Source organism: Tautonia marina (assembly GCF_009177065.1).
Classification (GTDB): domain Bacteria; phylum Planctomycetota; class Planctomycetia; order Isosphaerales; family Isosphaeraceae; genus Tautonia; species Tautonia marina.
In genome coordinates, this window is record NZ_WEZF01000021.1 from 45097 (window position 1) to 63585 (window position 18489).

Genomic DNA, 18489 nt, shown 5'->3' on the forward strand with positions numbered 1-18489 from the left:
GACTCCGCAGCGTTGGCGCCCCGACCGCCCCAGTATAGCCAGACCCATCAGGGCTGCCACCTGTTCCCCTCAGCTCCCGAGGATGCCGAACCCTGGCTTAATCGTGACCGGCATCCACGGGCTTCCGATCGGGGTCGAGGTCGTCGTGGTGTCGATCGACAAACTTCCGATAGTCGTCCGGCCTGGGTTCGCTTGCACAGGGAATTCCCTGACGATATGCCGCCCTCGTCAGCAAGTGAATTGCCGCTGGGGCCGTGATCGCGAGGAACAGAAAGGCAAGAACACCCTTGGTGATCGTCTCAACATCGGGGAACTCCATCACCAACGCGATGAGCAAGAACATCAGCCCGAGCGTCGAAGACTTCGCGGGGGGATGGACGCGGTGAAAGAAGTCGGGCAGGCGCAACACGCCGAGCGAGGCGACGACCATCAAGAATGTTCCCAAGATTGTCGCCATCATGATCAGGAGGTCAGTCACCGAGCCGGCCCTCAAGATATGCGGTCAGCGTGATCGTCCCCAGGAAGCCGAGCAACGCAATCACCAGGACCACATCCATGAACACCCCGGTATCGAAGAGAATTTCGACTAGAAGAATCGCCCCGATCACGTCCAGCCCCGCCGTATCGAAGGCCAGCACGCGGTCGTAAATCGTGGGGCCGATGATCATCCTCACCCCGCTGAGGACAACGCCCACCAGCAGTGCGACGATGGCCGCCAGAATGACGAACTCTTTCATCAACCTGCCTCACGAAGGGCCTGGGACGGTTCTCGACCTGTTAGCCGAAAGACCTGCCGGGCAAATCGCCGATAGTCTCGCTTCATCGTTTCCACGTCCTGCGCATAGATCGTGTGAATGTAAAGCGTCTCGCCCACGGGATCGAAGTCGATCACGAGCGAACCAGGAGTCAGCGTGATCAGATTTGCGAGCAAGGTGGATCCCGCAGGACCAAGGCCAGGAACCTCCAACGCGAAAATTGCAGGAGTCAATTGAGGTGCCGGGCTGAGGACATCGCGAGCCATCATCAAATTGCATGCGATTATTTCATAAGTGTAGTACCAGGCAAGTTTGACCAGGGACCAGAGGCGTTGAACGATTCCCACCGAGGGTCTCGTCGTAGCGTCTGCGTTCGGCTCGCTCGCATCGCTCCCAAAGACCGAGCGGCTCAGCCTGATGGCGGCAACGCCGACGATCAGACCCACCACGAAGGTTAGCCCATCGAACTGCCCGAACAGAAGCATCCAGAGTCCCGACAGGAGCAGGACGCCAAGCACGAGTCTCATGAAGGCAACTCCTCAAGCCCTTCACCCGAAGTCGGACCAAGCACCGCGTCGATGTACGGGGTCACGGACAGAAGCTGTTCGGCCACCTGCCCACAGCAGAGCATCAGCGGAACGACACAGAGCCCGATGAGCAGGGAGAGCGCCGCCAGTCCAAGCACCCCGGAGAGCATGCCGGGATCGTACCCCAGTTCGGGCCGACGCTGCCCCTCGGGCTTGCCCCAATAGCTCGCCCGCCAGATCTTCAGCATCGAGGCAAGTGTCAAGAGGCTGACGACAATCGCGGTTGCGGTCGTAATCCAGTAACCTTGACGGAATCCCGCGATCGCCAGAAAGAGCTTCCCCCAGAATCCGCTCAACGGCGGCATCCCGGCCAGTGCCATTGCCGGAACGAAAAATCCGGCCGCCGCCCAGGGGTGTGTGGTCGCCATCCCTCTCACTTGCTTCAGTCGATCCGAGCCACCCACTCGCTCGACCATGCCTCCCGCAAGAAACAATCCTGATTTGACTACAATATGATGAACGACATAAAACAGGCCCGCCGCCACCCCGGCCGGACTGAACAGGGCAAGACCAAAGGTCATGTAACCAACCTGGCTGATGATGTGAAACGCAAGGATTTGCCGGATTCGATCGCGGCCCAGTGCTCCCAGAACCCCCAGGACCATCGTCGCTGCTGAGATGCCCGCCAGCAGGCGGAAAAACTCCTCGTCCGCCTCGGTCAACACCAGGGGAACGACCCGATACAGCGTGTAGACGCCCACCTTGGTCAGCAGGCCGGCGAGCATCGCGCTGTTCGGAATCGGTGATTCCGGATACGATTCCGGCAGCCAGAAGTAAAGCGGCACCAGTCCGGTCTTCAAGGCAAACACCGTCAAGACCAGCCCGATTCCTCCCCAGAACTGCGGCGGCAACTCCTCCTGAGCGATCAGCCTTGAAAGCGAAGCCAGGTTCACCGTTCCACTCGTTCCGTACACGATTCCAACGCCGGCAAGAAACAACAAACCACCAATGAAGTTGATGACCACGTAGGGAAACGTCTTCCTGAGCTGCCTCGATCGAGAACCCATTGCAATCTGGACATACGAGGTGGTCAGCATGACCTCGAAAAAGACGAACAGATTAAACAGATCGCCGGTCAGAAAGCACCCCTCGACCGACGCAACCATAACCTGATGCAAGACGAGGAAATAAGGGACCTCTCGGGGTGCTTTCAGTCCATTCGGAGAATACACGAGCACAGCCAGGCCAACGATCGCCCCCAGCACCGTCATGATCGAACTCAAGCCATCGGCCACCCAGACGATGCCAACACGAGGATTCCAACCACCCATCGAAAGGGTCAGGATCTCTCCTCGCCAGGCAGCATGGTAGGCCAGCAGACCCACCACTCCGATCAAGACGACCTGACTTGCCAGCGCCACCCCAAAGCGCACGCGAGGCCACCGCCCCAAAGCAAGCACGAGAAGCGCCGTCACCAGTGGAATCAGGACCGGCAGGCTGACCAGGATCTTCACGCGCCCGGTCCCCCCTCGACGATGTCCGATCCGGTTTCCCGGAAGATTCGGGAGGCCAGCACAATCAAAAAGGCGGCGTTCCCCAGACCAATGACGATTGCCGTCAAGACAAAGGCATGAGGCAACGGATCGGTGAGCGTCCCGATCGACGGATGGTCCAGTAATGGCGGAACCGCATCGGCCGACAGCCCGGAAGACACCAGAATGACCAGGTTCGCCGCGTTCGAAAGCACAACGAACCCCATGATGATGCGTTGCAGATCACTCGACATCATCAAGTACAGGGACACCGCTGTGAGAAGCGCGATGAACAGTACGCCCAAGCCGATCATGACGCCACCCTCGTCCGTTTCGAACCGATCATCACCACCAGTGCCGTACCGATCGAACCGATGATCACCAGCACCACTCCCACATCGAACGCCAGAGTCCCGGAAAGCTTCAATTCATTGCCTCCCGGCAAGCTGTACTTCACTTGCGAGAATGTGAATGGCGGATGTCCCCAGATCATCGGCACCAAACCTGACCCCAAAGCGATCGCCAGGCCAATCACCAACGAGGGACGCAGCATCAGTCGATACCGGCGTCGAGCCGCCTCGGCGCCGAACGCAAGCATCTCCAGCACCACGGCCATGCTCAGTACCAATCCCGCGACAAACCCGCCACCCGGCTGATCATGCCCTCGCATCAACAAGTAAAGTGCAAAGACGACCGCGGCAGGATAGACGGCTCGGGTCACTTCTCGAAAGATAAACGAGTTCACGAACCACGCTCCTGTGCCGCTCGCTCTTTGATTCGGTTCGCTCGCCCTTTTGCACGGTAGAGCACCACGACTCCCAGCGCGGCCAGGGCCAGCACCACAATTTCCCCCAGGGTATCCACGGCCCGGAAGTCGGTCAGAATTACGTTCACGACGTTCTCACCAAGTTTTTGCGACTCGGAAAGACGTAGATGCTCGGCACCGGCTCGCTCGCTCGGCGAGTGCGAGGCCGCTCCCCAGGTCAGGCCCGCCAGAGTCAGGCCCACCAAAGCGGAGACCGTTCCATGCACCACTTTCTGACGGTTCGACCGCGGGTCAGGCCCGAGGTCGGGCAGTTGCCGGAAGATCAAGAGCAAGAGAATCAAGGCGACCGCCTCGGTCAAAATCTGGGTCAACGCAAGATCGGGTGCCTGATAGATCATGTAAACGACCACCGTACCGTATCCGGCGACCGTCAACATGATGAGCTTTGCGATGCGCCGCCGGAGGACAAGCAAAAAGACTGCGGCCGTCACGATCATCAACGCCGGGATCAGGCCCACGAACGAATCCGGCCCCCAGGGACCAACCAAATCGGCCAGGCTCGCCCCGCCGTACCCAAGCCCGAGTATTCCGGCCGCCACGAAGGTCAGCAGAATGACTGACAGATAGCGGGGATGCCCCCCCTCCTGGGCCACTCGCGTCCACCATTCGGCCAGGGTGATCGTCCCATTCGAGAGTGTCTCGGCGGCAACCTTTGGCCCCGGCACCCCGGGCATCTGTCGAGCCACATGCCAGCCGAGAAACAACACCAACCCTGCGGCGTAACTGACCAGGCTGATCACCAGTAACGCATCCACGTAATGCCAGATGGCCGGGCTCGCCGGCCATTCGTGCCCCGGAGAGAGCACCTCGCTGAGCAACCAGTGCGGCGCCAGGCCGCCCACCACTTGCACCGTCAACAAGATGCCCGGCACGATCAGAAGCCATGAGGAACGCTTCTCGGGCGGCACTCCCTGCTCGGCCGAGGGCACGTGGCTCCCCAAAAAGACACCGATGAAAATCTTCAAGGAATAGGCAACCATCAATGAACTTCCAACAATCACGGCGACCAGCGCCGGGGTCAGCCGCTCGAACTTGCCTCCCATGACGATCTCATAGAATTCTTCCTTGCTCATAAAACCCAACGTCATCGGCAAACCGGCCATGGCCAGTGTGCCAATCCCGAACAGTACCGCCGCCGGCCGACTCCGGCTCCACCACCGCTGCGACTCAAGGAGCCCGAGATCCCTCGTCCCCGACGCTTTATCCAGCCAACCCACCAGGAAAAAGAGCGCCGCCTTGTAGGTTGCATGATTGAGAATGTGCAGAAATTCTGCTGACGATCCGTCACGTCCCGCGTAGCCGTAAAAGGCCGTGATCAGTCCCAGAAACCCGGCGGTGCTGAACGCCAGCAGTTCCTTCAGGTCGGTCGCTCGCAAGGCAAGCCAGCCGGTGATGACGTAGGACGCCAGGCCCACCGTGGTCAGGACCGGCAACCACAGCTCCGATTCACCAAAGACCGGAAGCAAGCGGCCGATCAGCAGGATGCCCGCCTTGACCATCGCGGCCGAGTGCAGAAAGGCACTAACCGGTGTCGGGGCCGCCATTGCGCCGGGCAACCAGAAGTGAAACGGAAACTGGGCCGACTTGGTCAACGCTCCCAGCAGCATCAACGCCAGGCCGATCCGGTGCATCGGGTCGGCCAGGATCGTCTCCTTTTGCGCCGCCAGGGTCGAGAGGTCAAACGTTCCCGCCCGGCCACCGATCAGGGCGATTCCCGCCAGCAAGGCCAAACCACCGGCCCCCGTGACCAGAAACGACTGCACAGCCCCTTGCCTCGACCCCTCCTCATCAAAGTGCATTCCAATCAAGAGGAACGAGGTGATCGTCGTGACTTCCCAGAAGACGAACAGCAGAATCAGCGAATCGGCCAGGGCCAGGCCAATCATGGCTCCCATGAATGCCAGCAAGGCCGACCAGAACAATCGAGACGACTTCTCGCCGAAATACCCCCGCGCATACTGAACCGTCGCCAGGCCAATCCCGGCGGTCAGAAGCACGAAGAAGATTCCCAGTTGATCGACCCGCAGATTCAGCGAGAACAGGTCCGGAAGCCCCCCGATCGGCACGATCCGGGTCGATCCCGCCGCGACGACCGGCCAGTAGCGAACCGCCATCCCGAACACCCCTGCCGGGGCCAGCAACGCAACGGCTCCCGCCCATCGCAACGGCACCACCAACGCGATCAGTGCAAGACAAAACGGCAGCACGATGATCGCGATCAGGGTTTCTGTCATGATCAAATCTGCGTTCGAACCAATTGATCGAGCCACAAGAGACTCATCGTACCGCATTCCTCGTGCCAAGACGAGCGCCTCTCCTGCCAGATTCGAACCGATCGGCATTGACGGTTGAGGCGTCCTCGGGCATAACGCGGTTTTGTCTGCGCACGGCACCGTGCCGAGGTTGCCGGCTCGAGCCGTTCCGACAGGAGGCAAGGATGCGAACCCTGTCCCGACCGCACCGTCAGGTGCTCTTTACCCTCGGGATGATCGTTGCGACGATGGGTCCGACGGCCTTCGTTGCATTCACCGCCTGGCAGGTCAACCGCCCCGGTCATCGCCACGAAGTTGAGGCCGAGTTGGGCCGCCAGCTCGGATTGAAGGTCACCCTCGAAGGGGTCCGATACCCCCGGCCCGGCACGATCGTTTATACCGGCGCCGTCCTCTGGCAACGCGAGCCGAGACGCGAGAAACAGCTCGTCGAGGTCGCTCGGGCCGATTCGCTGAAACTTTCCCGAGAAGGCCGACGCCTCGTGCTCCGGGCCGAAGGATTGGCCCTGGCCGCCGAAGGCCCTCGGCACGCCATGGACCAGGTCGGAGAACTGCTCAGCCGGGCCGCTGCGGATGAGGCGTGGGATCATGTCGCCGTCTCGGCCGACTCGTGCGCGATCGACCTGGGCGATGGACTCCATTACGACCTCCGCGATCTGGCCGCCTCGTTCCGGATCGACGCCGGAGCGCCGACGGTCGAGGCCAGCTACCGTGTGGTCACTCCGTCCGGGTCGGCCAACCGTTGCGAGTTGGTCCTCGTCCGAGACCGACGGGGGAACGAGCCCGAGACGATTCTGACGCTTCGAACGGCCGAGGGGCTCCCGTTGCCGGCCTCGGTGCTTGACTCGTTCTTCTCCTCGGCCGACTGGATCGGCACCGAGGCCCAGATGCTCGGCGAGCTTCGTCTGGCTCGGATCGGCGCGGGGGACTGGCGGGCGAGCTTTTCGGGCGAGTTGATTGACGTCGATCTCGCCACCTTGGTCTCTGGTCGGGTCTCTGAGCATCGGCTCGATGGCCTGGCTCACCTGGTAATCGACGAAGCCGAGTGGGGACCGCAGCCGGTCGGCCCCGGTTCCGGCTGGCGATCGGTCTCCGGAGAGTTGCGGGCCGGTCCCGGTGCCATCAGTTCCGGCTTGCTCCAGGCCCTTCAAACCGAGATGCGGTTCCCCCTTGCCGAGCGATTCCAGCTCAGGCAGACATCGACATCCTTCGATCAATCCATCCCCTTCCGCGACCTTGGCGTTCGGTTCGCGATCGACTCCGACGGCTCGGTTCACCTGGCCGGGGCCCTTGGAGATACGTTTGAGCCTGGCGCCGTCATGATTGAGCCCGACGGCCTGGAACCGATCGCCTACGCCCCGGCGAGCCAGGCCGACGTCTTCGGCCTCCGCCGAACCCTCGGTCCCGTCGATCCGGGCAATGCGGTCCTGGTCCCGGCCGACCCGGCCTTGAAGTTCATTGACTATCTGCCCCAGGGTGGCGGCGATCAATCTGAAGTGATTCGGGCCAACTGACGCCCTTGCACACGCTCAATCGTCGTCGAGCGGGACGAGATCCCCGGAGTCGATCTCCGGGGTTTCCGCCTTGGGAGCCACGGGTTCCGATCCTTCGTGGGAAGATCGGGGCCAATCAAGCCGGAACAGGATCGGGCCGATGGCGATCTCGTCGCCATCTTCGAGCGCCGCTTCCTCGATCCGCTCGCCATTGATGCGGACCCCATTGTGGCTGCCGAGATCTCGAATCACCAGGCCCCCGGCAATCTGAGCTACGCAACAGTGACGCCGAGAGATCCGAGAATGAGCCACCTGAGCATCACATTCCTGGTGGCGACCAATCAACACGACCGGACGTTCCAGAGGAATCGGTCGAATCAGCCCGGAGACGAGGGGGACGAGTCGGGCGGGCATGACGCGTCGGGCTCCGAGGGCTGTGAATCCAGAGGAACATCAATCTCGGCCAGATTACCGTTTTCGGCAGGCATTTGCACAATCACCTGGATCCGACAACGATCAGCCACTGAAGCAGGTAACATCTCGCGGACTGCGGCGGCCAGGGGATTCTCCCCTGGGGTTGCCACGGCTGGAGCCACGAACGGGCTCGACGATGGAGGTTCGGCCGCCGCGTCCCGAGCCTGATGATCGGCCGGAATTGTCTCGGCCAGCGTCAGTTCCTCGGAATGGCCCACTTCCATCCGGTATCGGAGATGTGCGATTGAAAGCTCGTCGCCCGGACGGAGGGTTCCTTTCTCGATCCGCTGGCCATTAATCCGAATCCCGTTCGTGCTGCCAAGATCACGGACGATCACGTCCTCCGTGTGCTGATCTTTCATCATGCAGCAGTGGCGCCGAGAGACCCGGATGGATTCGAGCCTGGCGTCGCACTGCGGATGACGCCCGACCATCACCATGGCCCGATCAATCACAATATCCGAGCCCTCGTCGAGGGCCACCAATCGTATGGGCATGAAACAAAGCCCCCGGCCACCCGGCCTGTAGAATCAGAGAGCCCCAGCCCGGGAGAGATGGCCGCTAGCGATCACAGGATCACAATCAGCGGGTCATTCTAGCCAGTCCCATTCCCGGTGTCCAAGAGGAAAGGGATTCGAATTCGAACGCAATTCAATGATTGAGAAGAACTGCGAGACGTGGGTATCTCGATTCGGTCGTGCCGATAAAGAATCTTGCATCGCAGGAGCAATCCGTCAAGGAGATTATGCCGGATTTTCGAGCAAATCGCGTGCCGATTTTCCACCTGCCGGTGGAAGCGTTCCTCGCTCGCGGTGCCAATGCACCGAATCGGCCAGCGATTCCCGGATCCCTCTTGGTGTCAGGCCGAGGGCCTGAAGGCTTCGAATCGGATCAAAATGCATGGTTCGCCGTGTCAGTCGAACACCTGTCAGGGTGGCTTGTGGAGCACGTCCGCTCACATGATCAGCCCAGAACTCACTCGCATACGCCGATACCAGCGCGACCGGATACGGCACCCGCAGGCGGGGAGGCCGAACGCCCGTCAATTCACCAAGAATGCCGAGCATTCCGAGCAGCGTCAGGTTCTCCGCTCCCAGTAGGTATCGTTTGCCTGGCGTCCCGCGTTCCATGGTCCGCGCAAGTCCTTCGGCCACGTCCCGAACATCAATCAAGTTCAGGGTGCAATCCATCACCGCCGGAAGCCGGGCGTTGCAGAAATCCAACATCAGGCGGGTCGGCGGCGAGTGTCCGCGATCGCCGGGGCCGACGGGCATCGTTGGGTTGGCGATCACGACTGGGTGTCCGGCTCGGGCCCGTTGCATAGCGGCCTGTTCGGCCCGGAGCTTCGAGAGGCAGTACGGGCCCACAGCGTCGGCCTCGGTGATCTCAACGTCCTCGCCGATCGGGCCGGTCGCTCGTGCTCGGGTCAGGATACTCTCGGTGCTGCAATGCAAGACCCGCTCGGCTCCGGCCGCCAGGCTAGCGTCGAGGACGTGAACAGTCCCGCGATGGTTGACCTCATCAAAGTCCCGTCGATCCCGAACCCAGAGGTTCGGGTTGGCCGCGAGATGGTAGACCCATCGCCCGCCGACGACCGCTCGATCGACGGCCGATCGGTCCCGGATGTCGGCGAACACCACCTCGACGTCACCGGGCAGATGCCCCACCTCCGCCCCCGGCCGCTCGACCACCCGAACACGGCGGCCATCGGCCACAAGTCGATCGACCAGGTGACTGCCGATAAACCCCGCGCCGCCGGTCACAATCGTCAGGTCGTCCATGCGTGTCTTGATTCCTCAAGGGGTCCCGGACGGATGGAGGGGAACCTGACTCGTCGCGGGGGAAGGAAAGCGTCGGGCCAGGAGCGCCTCGATTGCGTCGCTGGCGACGGCAGCCCCATTCTCCTGACGGACACGGCGGCCAATCTCGGCCGCACGATCGGCAGGCCCTGGCTCGTCGAGCAACTGCCGGAGCGCCCTGGCAACCCGATCCGCGCTGTATCGATCCTTCGGGATCATCCGGGCGATCCCGAGTCGTTGGACCCGCGCCGCATTGTCCTGCTGATCGAAGCCGAAAGGGACGACCACCATCGGCCGTCCCGCCCGCATGGCCTGGGCGGTCGTGCCGACTCCTCCCTGGTGGACGATCGCCGAGGCTCTGGGAAAGAGGCTTGAATACGGAGCGTAACCGAAGGCGGCCACCCCTTCGGGTAACGGTTTGGGCAGGGCGTTGACCCCTTCCGGGCCAATCAGAAGGATCGCCCGAGCCTTGAGCCGGCGGATCGCCTCCAGGCTCTCCGCGTAGAACGATCCCGGAGACCAGACGGCCGCCGAACCGAGCGTGAAGACCACCGGAGGAGGCCCGGCCTCAAGGAATCGCTCGACCTCCTCCGGGGGCGCCTCGTGGGCGCCGTTCCGATCGAAGTCGCAGAAGCCGGTGACCACTGTTTGCGGCGGCCAATCGGCCTGAGGACGGGCAAGGTGTTCGGAGAACAAGGCCAGGACGAGGTCGGGGGAGTGCTGCCCCTCGAAGATCGGGTTCTCCCGGGTCGGCGGCAAACCCAGTTCGGCCCGCAAGGCGTGCCAGGGTTTCGCCCAGGGAATCGTCTGCCGCCGGCCAAGTTGGAACAAGGCCCGGTGGAACCGGGGGCCGAGCCATCGGAACCGCTCCAGCCACGACATGATCGGCAGGACCGGCGGATCGAGGCTCGACAGGAACGAAAGCGGCGCCAGGACCGACGAGGCCCAGGGAATCCCGTCCAGCTCCGAGATGAGTCGGACCGAGAAGGTCAAGGGGTGGGCCACCATCAGATCGGCCCCCTCGGCCGCGCGACGGGTGTCGTCGAAGCTCTCGCGGAGGACAGGCATCATCAGCTCGGACAGGACGATTCTTGCCCCTTCCCTGGTGTCGAACAGACGGGCCAGAAACGCCCTTCGTTCGTCCAAATCTTCGACAGCATCGGGACGAACCGGAGCGAAGTCCAGACCTTCGGCCTCCACCTTCTCCCGCCAGTACTCGCTCGTCGCAATGACGGGAGAATGCCCGCGCCGCTTCAGCTCGAGGCCGATGGCGAGGTACGGGTGCAGGTCCCCAAGCGAGCCGAAGGTCACCAGAGCAATCCGCTTCCCGACGGGTCGAAACGCAGGGGGACGGTGGGAGGATTCTGGCGGAATCGCTGGTTCGGTGTCGGCGTTCATGGCGATGACCGGTTCTCGGGGGGAGTGTTCGGCAACACAACGACGCGGTAAAGAAGGTGGTTCGGCCCCATCGGAACAGGGGGGGTCAACACCCGACTCGACACGAGGTCTTCAAAGAGGGTTCGAGTCACGACCGGAGAGAAGCTGTAACCCCCGGGCTTGCGGTGCCGCTCGATCTCGGACCAATCGACATACACATGGCTGATCCCCTGTCGGCGCAGTTCATCGGCGATCTCGGCAGGGGATCGTCCGGCGATGATCTCAGCCAGACGTTCCCGGTTAAAGACGGTGTTGTAGAGGATCGGATGGTCGATCGAGAAGACCCCGGCCTGGCCGATCACCAGGGTCGTCGAGCCGTCGGGCAGGGCGGCGTCGAGCCGGGCGAGCGCGGGCGTGGCCGTTTCCATCGCCTCTCGTCGCAGGCGGTTGAGGTCGGCCGTCCACGCCGTCGGCCCGCAAAGCGGGGTGGTCAGAAAGACCAGGTTCGTTGCCGTGACCAGACCGAGCAGGACCGCCAGCCAGGTCGGCCAGGGCCTCGACCGGGTCCAGTCGGCTCCGATCCCCGCCAGCACCGCCGCCGCCGGCAATAGCGGGAGCCAGAAGCGGTCGAGCCGGTGGGTTAAGAGAAACCAGGTGGCGAACAGGTACAGGACATATGCCGAGAGCGGGAGAACCAGTCCCCGAGCGCTTCGCCTCAGCAGGGCTAGCGGAACGAGCAGGGCATAGAAGGGCGCGTGCCAGTCGGACCGGCCGATCACATCAAGGGTTGAGGACATGATCGCCGCGGTGGTGATCGGTCGGGGACCGTGGGCGTTCTGCCAGCGGGCGTCGAGGTCCGCGTCCCATTCCGAACCGCCGAAGACTCCGTAAGCGAGCGGGTAGACCGGGTTCCCGGTATCGATCACGTTCCTCGCCAGCCAGGGACCGACCGCGACCATCACCCCCAGCCCGAACGCCACCGGCAATCGCCACGACCGCCGTCGCCAGGCATCCGCCAGCGCCACCAGTCCGAAGGGAACGACCGCTGAGACCAGCCCGGGATACTTGCAGGCCATCGCCCCACCGGCCAGCAGGCCGACGAACAGCCAGGAGGCGACCGATCGCCTCGGCTCCTCGCGCGGGATCGTCCAGGCCATCGCCGCCATGAACACTAGGGCCGCATGGTAGGAGCAAAGCGGCCCCTCGACGAACGGGAAGGTCGCCAGGCGGAAGACCCAGGGGGTCGTCAGGTAGACCAAGGCAGCAACCCAGGCCGATCGGCCCGAGGCCCACCGCCAGGCCGTCGCGGCGATCAGGGCCGCCGTCATCGGGGCAAAGGCGGCGATCAGGAGCTGACCGACCAGTGCCCCGGTCCACCAGTCATCCAGCACGAGCATGCCGAGCAGGTGGAGCATCTCGACAGCCGAGGGCATGCTCGTATAAACATTGTGGGAGAGGAAGGCGATCCGGCCGGTCTGATACGCTTCCTTCGGCCCCTGGAGGTGGTACTCCAGGGCGTCGTACTCGATCGTCGGCTGCATGGCCCCGAGCGCCATCAGGGTCAGGACCGGGGCGAGGATCAGGGCCAGGGCGATCGGTCCGAGGGGGAAGGGACGGCTCGGGGGTCGTGATCGGTTCGGGGGTCTGCGGAGCAGGTCGCGGCCCCAGAGGACCAGCCCAACCAGCAGCAGTCCCCCGAGCCCCGCTCGAACCGGCCAGGGTTCCAGCCCGCCGGCCCGGCCGAGGCCGAGCGTCAACGCCGACAACAGGGTCGCCCCCGAGACGAAGGCCAGGGGCCATCGGGCCAGGGAGGGAAGACCTCGGACGAGCCCCAGCAGGCGAAGCACCCCATCGCCGAGCGACACGGCCGCCCCGGCGATCAAAAGGGCCGCCAGGACGATCGGCAGGCGCTGGCCGAGGTGCTCGGGATCGGAGAGGTTGGCCGCGGCCCTGGCCAGGTGCTCGTCGGCGGCGAGCAGGAAGTAGGCACGGCGGAGGCTCTGGAGAGTCACGCCGGAGGGATCGCCGGTCGCCTCGGCGCGGGCCTGGGCGTCGAGCCTCTGGGCCTCAATGCTCGGCAGAGGGACGACCATCAACCAGGCCAGCGCCGCGGCCTGCACGGCGATGACCAGGGCAATCGTCCAGGGAGCCCGCGGGGCGGGGGGGGTCAGCGTCAGAGTGTCGGCCCGATCGACCACGGAGCGAACTCCTCCTCACCGACGCCCTGCAGCTCGCTCTTCGTGGGTGAGCCGTCGGCAACGTCCAGGATCAGATCAAACAACCGCCGGCCAACCTCCTCGACCGGTTCTCCGGCCAGGACGGTCCCGGCATCGAGGTCCATATCATCGGGCAATCGCTCGAACATCGGTGTATTCGTTGCCACCTTGATGCACGGCGACGGCTTCAGGCCCGAGACGCTGCCGCGGCCGGTCGTGAAGACCAGCACGTTGCATCCGCCGGCAACCATGCCGGTGAGGCTCGCGGGATCATATCCGGGGGTATCCATGAACACGAGGCCGGGGGTGGTGACCGGTTCGGCATACTGGAGCACATCGACCAGAGCGGTCGATCCCCCCTTGGCCACCGCGCCGAGCGACTTCTCGTAGATGGTCGTCAGGCCCCCTTCCTTGTTGCCGGGGGAGGGGTTGTTGTTGATCTCGGCACCGAAAACGCTGGTGTACCATTCCCACCATCTGATGCGTTCCAGGAGCTTGCGGCCGACCGCCTCGCTGACGGCACGGCGGGTGAGCAGGTGTTCGGCCCCGTAGATCTCGGGGGTCTCCGCGAGGACGGCTGATCCCCCCTGGGCCACGATCAGATCGGCCGCGACCCCGAGGGCCGGGTTGGCCGTGACGCCGGAGTTCCCGTCGGAGCCGCCGCATTCGAGGCCGACGACCAGCTTCGAGGCCGGTTGATCGGTCCGCTTCCAGGAATCGGCCGCAGGCATCAGGCGGCTGACGGCCTCGACAGCGGCCTCGACCGTCCGGGCGATGCCCCCTTGCTCCTGGATGTTCAGGACCCGAGGGGGTTCCGCGCCGTTCGATTCGCCTCGTGATCGGGCCCCGCCGAGCGTGACCAGGTGGCGGGACTCGACCAGGTGGCTGGCGAAGCCAACCTCGCAGCCGAGGCCGATCAGGACGTAGGCGGCCACGTTCGGATGGGTGGCGAACCCGGCCAGCACGCGTTGAAGTTGCTCGTGGTCGGGGCCTTCGAACTGGAGCCCGCAGCCCCCTTTGTGGGTGATGGCGAAGACGCCGTCGATGTTCGGGTAGTCCCGTTTCCAGGTTCCGTCGCGGAAGCGGTCGGCCACGTATTTTGAGACGCTGGCCGAGCAGTTGACGGTGCTGACGACCGCGACGTAGTTCCGGGTGCCGACGCGGCCGTCGGGCCGAAGGATGCCGCGGAAGGTCCGAGGGCGTTCGTTCGCAGGGGGCTCGGGCCGCTCGGTGGCGAAGGCGTAGTCGCGTTCGAACAGGTCGGCCCGCAGGTTGTGAACATGCACCCAGCTTCCGGCAGGGATGTCGGCCGAGGCGAAGCCGATCACCTGGCCATACTTGAGGACCGGCTGGCCCGATCGAATCGCCGTCAGCGCGACCTTGTGGCCGGGCCGGATCGGCTCGGTCGTCTCGACCGCCAGGCCGTCGATCGTCAGGAGGGTTCCTGCGGTGATCCCTCGGGCAGCGACGGCCACGTTATCCTCCTCGCGGAGCCGGATCACCGCCGGTGCCCGATCGCCGATCGCCGTAGCCATGCCGAGGTCCTTCGAGATTCCTGATCGCCTGAACGACCCAAAGGGGGCCAGGTCCGACCGTTTGGGTTGGACGCAGAACTTCAGTCTATCGCTCCGGGCTCGTCACCGCGAGGGGGCCATGAACGGACAGGGGGCTCCACGATCCGATCCGGGACCAACGCTCGGGGTCCTCCAGAGATCGGACCCGCCCGTCACCGGCCGATGCGCCTCGGTGCGCCCGGGAAAGTGGGGCTGGTGCGCCTGGCGCGATTGCCAAAACATCTTTCACACCAAAAGTTTCCGCACGAAACCACGATTCGTTTCGGCAATTCGCGGGGCCTGCCTGGCGGGGCGTTTCGGGAAAGGACCTGCTCGCCTGGTGCGCTCCTGGGTGCGCGTTCGAGTGCGCTTCGGCGCGTCTGCCAGGATCGGCGGAATCGCTGATTTCCAAAGAGGTTCCGATGATAACTCTTGTTCGTTTCGGTGATCTTGACCACGGGAAGACGCTCGGAGGTGGAGGGGCCATCGGTTCCGCGAAGGCGAAAGGCGGTGCGCCCAGGGTGCGCGGTTCAGTGCGCTGGAGGTGCGCCACACCGATTCAACGCAACCCTTTGTTGATCATTCGATTGCGCCGATCATCCCAGGTTCGTTTCGGGAAATGGGGCGTCTCCGAGGAGCAATCAGTGCGGCCTGGATTTGCGATTGCCTCGGAGAGCGGGGCGATCGGGGAACCAGTGGGGGGAGGTGATCCCGAGCCACCCGAGGACATGATCGTCGAAGGTCGGAGGGCGGAGCATGCACCAGAGTCGGGAGCGGGTCGATCCGATCGGGAAGTGGCGGACCTTGCGCCCGAGATCGGTGGATTGCCGATGCGGGCCGGGTCGGGGAGGGAGTCCCTCCCGGGGAGTCGGCATGATGGACGCTCCCGGAGCCGGGATGGGAGTGGTCGAGTGGCCTGGGAGGTTAGACGCCTCGGCAATCCGAAGGTTCCCGGCGCCTCCGGGATTCCTCCCTCGGTGGGTGAACATCCGGGGTCATTCTCGCCTGGACTCATCTGTCGAATTGCCAAGGAGCGGCTCTCGATCGCAGAGAAATCGACCGAGGGGGAGGGGGGATCGGCACTCCCCATGACCAAGAGTATCGAGGAATCAGGCCGCGGCAGTCACTCAAAATGGCGTTGGAGGGCGACGGCGAGGGGCTCGGTGGTGTCGGAGGCGGAGTCGAGCGTGTTGTTGTCGGCGGCCGATCGGGAGAGGACCACGTGGACGGCTCCCCAGAGGAGATCGTACCGGACGAGGCGGAGGGAAGACTCGGTGGCGTCGGGGTCGAAGCGGTAGCGGCGGCAGACCTCGACGTCGACCGAGTTCTCGCGTCGGCAGTTGACGGGGCGGGCCTCGTAGGCGAGGCAACGGCCGGCGGCCTCGTCGAGCATGGGGCACGGTTGCCGGAGGCGGGCCAGGGCGGCGCGGTGGGCTTCGGGGGTCGGGGACTCGGCGGCGAGCTGGCGGAATTGCCTCGCGTCTCGATCAACCCGATTCCGGAGCGCGGCGAGCTGGTCTGGGTCGAGGTGGATTCGGACGTGGCGGGCGAGGATCTCGGCTTCCAGGTCGGTCACGGCGACATGCTGATAACAGCAGTGGTCGCATCCGACCTGACAGGCCGGTTCCTGGATGATCGCGAGCCCCCGAGCCTTCCTTTCCTGTCGCCAGGCGTCATCCCGATCGCGGACCCAGGCATCGAGGACCGGATACAACCATTGGGTCAAGGGCTCGTTCGGACGCTCCGCGGCGACCGACGCCACCCGCCCTTCGATCTCGGCGACAAGAACCTCAAGGGACCAGGGATCGGGCGGCGGGAGCGTCGGGGAAGGCCGGAGGCGTCGGGCGCCGGGGCGATCGGGGCGTGCGGGGTCGGGTCGGCGGCGGGGCAAGGGGCAGAACTCGTGTGCAAGGTGTCGGGTGGTGTCGACCGCAGCGACGAACGGTCTCGGTGCGCGCTGCGCTCGACACCACCCCAGTACCGATTCCACTCACAAATGGTGGTTTTTTTCTGGGTGGCCCCGGTTGCTCGTCAACCGGGGTCGCGGAGCGACGAGCGGTCTCGGTGCGGCCTCCCGTCGCCTCTCGCGGCTGCGCCACCCCGGTTGGCGAGCAACCGGGGCCACCCAGGACAACGGGGCGACGCATCATCTGAGCGTAGAAGCGGTACTCGGGCACCTGTCTCGGAGACTCGATCAGGCCAGGGGGGTTTCGGTGTAGAAGATGGCGCGGAGGCGGCCGGGGGTGGTTTCGTCGGGGACGAAGCGGTCGACGATCAGGTCGCCGGAGCGGCCGTCGGAGAGTTCGAGGGTGTAGAGGACGCCCGGCTCCACGGCGGATTCGTCGGAGACGAGGAGGTAGCCGTTCCAGTTCGATCGGGTGCCGTCCTGGGGGCCGAGATATTCGATGTAGACGTTGGCGGGGTCGAGCCGGGGCTCGGAGCCCTCTTTGAGGATGCCGCGGAAGTGGTGCATCGTCCGATCCTCCGCCGGTCGGGCGGGGCTCCCAACGCGGTGAGTGGTCGGGAGCGTCGCGGGTCCGGGTCGTGGGTCGAGGAGGTCAGTCAGAATCAGAAGGAGTCACACTCAATGTAGGCGTTGATGACGGCCAGCTCCCCTTCCTTTCCGGGGAGGGAGTTGCCGTGCTCCATGCCGATGACGCCGTCGAACTGCTTGGCATGGATGTGCTTGAAGATGTTGGTGTAGTTCATCTCCCCCGTGGTCGGCTCCTTGCGGCCGGGGTTGTCGCCGGTCTGGAAGTAGGCGACCTCGGACCAGGCGGCGTCGATGTTGGGGATGATGTTCCCTTCGCTGATCTGTTGATGATACAGGTCGAACAGGATCTTGCACGAGGGGTGATCGACGGCCCGGCAGATCATGTACGCCTGGGGAATCTGCCAGAGGAACATCTCGGGGTGGTCGCGGAAGTGGTTCAGGGGTTCGAGGACCATGATCAGGCCGCTCGGCTCGAAAATCTCGCAGCAGCGGCGCAGGAGTTCGATGGCGTTGGCGGTCTGGTAATCGAGCGGGAGCCGGTGGTCGAAGGTGCCGGGGGCGATGGTGGTCCACTTCGCATTGACACGCTTGGCGACCTCAAGGGCGTTGCGGACGTCGGCCAGGACCTTCTCGATGTGCTCGTCCTTGCCGGAGGTGAAAATCGGGTCGGAGAAGCTGGCGGTGGTGACGAAAACCCCCATCTCCATGCCGAGACGTTCCATCTCTCGGGCGATTGCCTTCTGCTCCTCGACCGGACGGCGCATCATGCCGTTGTCTTCCAGAGCGCGGAAGCCAACGTCGGCCATGAACTTCAACTCGTCGAGAACGCCGCCGGGGGCATGATTGCGAAACATGCCGAAATGCGGGGCGTACTTCAGGCGAAAGTCGCGGTGGGGGACATCCTGCGCAGCGGCCGAGGCACGCGGGACCGATCCCAGGGCAGCACCGGCGGCCAGGCCGGCGGCAACGAAATCACGGCGATTGAGGGGCATGAGTGCTTCTCCATCCGTCGATCGGCCGGGAGCGTTGTCACCGAACCCGACCCGAGCAGATCGGTGGACAACGCGGCCGTCATCTTTCTTTGAATGTACCAGGCAGATCGGCCGCGACAATGGGCCGTCGCGGAAGGCGGGCGGTGATCGCCGGACTTGCCATTCGGCGCCGGGCGGAGAA

At 64.2% G+C, this 18489-nt stretch carries 18 protein-coding genes; 1 reads left to right on the top strand and 17 read right to left on the bottom strand.

Annotated features, from left to right (window positions below; translation table 11 throughout):
* Positions 1 to 97: 97 nt before the first annotated feature.
* The 7 genes from mnhG to mbhE are packed head-to-tail and all read right to left on the bottom strand — an operon-like array spanning position 98 to position 5874.
* Positions 98 to 478: a monovalent cation/H(+) antiporter subunit G gene (gene mnhG / locus GA615_RS21725; RefSeq protein WP_201750278.1), complete on the bottom strand. Its 381-nt coding sequence runs from the start codon at positions 476 to 478 to the stop codon at positions 98 to 100.
* A complete protein-coding gene (locus GA615_RS21730) occupies positions 471 to 737 on the bottom strand; it encodes a monovalent cation/H+ antiporter complex subunit F (protein WP_152053435.1) in 267 nt (88 codons plus the stop codon). The genes mnhG and GA615_RS21730 overlap by 8 nt, the downstream gene beginning before the upstream one ends.
* Positions 737 to 1282, bottom strand: coding sequence for a Na+/H+ antiporter subunit E (locus tag GA615_RS21735; RefSeq protein ID WP_152053436.1), 546 nt, complete (start codon positions 1280 to 1282; stop codon positions 737 to 739). The genes GA615_RS21730 and GA615_RS21735 overlap by 1 nt, the downstream gene beginning before the upstream one ends.
* Positions 1279 to 2796 (bottom strand): complex I subunit 5 family protein, encoded by a 1518-nt coding sequence (locus tag GA615_RS21740; RefSeq protein ID WP_152053437.1) that lies wholly within the window; start codon positions 2794 to 2796, stop codon positions 1279 to 1281. Before GA615_RS21740 ends, GA615_RS21735 begins: the two co-directional genes overlap by 4 nt.
* Positions 2793 to 3128: a sodium:proton antiporter gene (locus tag GA615_RS21745; RefSeq protein WP_152053438.1), complete on the bottom strand. Its 336-nt coding sequence runs from the start codon at positions 3126 to 3128 to the stop codon at positions 2793 to 2795. Before GA615_RS21745 ends, GA615_RS21740 begins: the two co-directional genes overlap by 4 nt.
* Positions 3125 to 3559: an MnhB domain-containing protein gene (locus GA615_RS21750; RefSeq protein WP_152053439.1), complete on the bottom strand. Its 435-nt coding sequence runs from the start codon at positions 3557 to 3559 to the stop codon at positions 3125 to 3127. The genes GA615_RS21745 and GA615_RS21750 overlap by 4 nt, the downstream gene beginning before the upstream one ends.
* A complete protein-coding gene (gene mbhE / locus GA615_RS21755; RefSeq protein ID WP_161602482.1) occupies positions 3556 to 5874 on the bottom strand; it encodes a hydrogen gas-evolving membrane-bound hydrogenase subunit E in 2319 nt (772 codons plus the stop codon). Before mbhE ends, GA615_RS21750 begins: the two co-directional genes overlap by 4 nt.
* Positions 5875 to 6077: 203 nt before the next feature.
* On the opposite strand from mbhE, the gene GA615_RS21760 reads away from it, so the two are divergent.
* Entirely contained in the window at positions 6078 to 7424 is a 1347-nt protein-coding gene (locus GA615_RS21760) for a hypothetical protein (protein WP_152053441.1), read from the top strand.
* Between the two features lie 15 nt (positions 7425 to 7439).
* On the opposite strand, the gene GA615_RS21765 is transcribed toward GA615_RS21760, so the two are convergent.
* From GA615_RS21765 to GA615_RS21810, 10 genes are all read right to left on the bottom strand, one after another.
* Positions 7440 to 7817, bottom strand: coding sequence for an FHA domain-containing protein (locus tag GA615_RS21765; RefSeq protein WP_152053442.1), 378 nt, complete (start codon positions 7815 to 7817; stop codon positions 7440 to 7442).
* Complete coding sequence (locus GA615_RS21770; protein WP_152053443.1) at positions 7781 to 8374, bottom strand: FHA domain-containing protein; 594 nt, start codon at positions 8372 to 8374, stop codon at positions 7781 to 7783. Before GA615_RS21770 ends, GA615_RS21765 begins: the two co-directional genes overlap by 37 nt.
* A 246-nt stretch (positions 8375 to 8620) precedes the next feature.
* A complete protein-coding gene (locus GA615_RS21775; RefSeq protein WP_152053444.1) occupies positions 8621 to 9658 on the bottom strand; it encodes an NAD-dependent epimerase/dehydratase family protein in 1038 nt (345 codons plus the stop codon).
* A 15-nt stretch (positions 9659 to 9673) separates the two neighbouring features.
* Complete coding sequence (locus tag GA615_RS21780) at positions 9674 to 11074, bottom strand: glycosyltransferase (protein ID WP_152053445.1); 1401 nt, start codon at positions 11072 to 11074, stop codon at positions 9674 to 9676.
* Entirely contained in the window at positions 11071 to 13251 is a 2181-nt protein-coding gene (locus GA615_RS21785) for a hypothetical protein (RefSeq protein ID WP_152053446.1), read from the bottom strand. The genes GA615_RS21780 and GA615_RS21785 overlap by 4 nt, the downstream gene beginning before the upstream one ends.
* The gene (locus GA615_RS21790) at positions 13227 to 14804 is read right to left on the bottom strand and encodes a UxaA family hydrolase (protein WP_152053447.1); all 1578 of its coding nucleotides are present in this window, start codon (positions 14802 to 14804) and stop codon (positions 13227 to 13229) included. Before GA615_RS21790 ends, GA615_RS21785 begins: the two co-directional genes overlap by 25 nt.
* A gap of 659 nt (positions 14805 to 15463) precedes the next feature.
* Positions 15464 to 15697: a hypothetical protein gene (locus tag GA615_RS21795; protein WP_152053448.1), complete on the bottom strand. Its 234-nt coding sequence runs from the start codon at positions 15695 to 15697 to the stop codon at positions 15464 to 15466.
* Positions 15698 to 15945: 248 nt separating this feature from the next.
* Positions 15946 to 16713, bottom strand: coding sequence for a YkgJ family cysteine cluster protein (locus GA615_RS21800; protein WP_161602483.1), 768 nt, complete (start codon positions 16711 to 16713; stop codon positions 15946 to 15948).
* A gap of 303 nt (positions 16714 to 17016) precedes the next feature.
* Positions 17017 to 17295, bottom strand: coding sequence for a hypothetical protein (locus GA615_RS21805; RefSeq protein ID WP_152053450.1), 279 nt, complete (start codon positions 17293 to 17295; stop codon positions 17017 to 17019).
* 95 nt (positions 17296 to 17390) lie between these two features.
* The gene (locus GA615_RS21810; protein WP_152053451.1) at positions 17391 to 18308 is read right to left on the bottom strand and encodes a hydroxypyruvate isomerase family protein; all 918 of its coding nucleotides are present in this window, start codon (positions 18306 to 18308) and stop codon (positions 17391 to 17393) included.
* Positions 18309 to 18489: the final 181 nt, after the last annotated feature.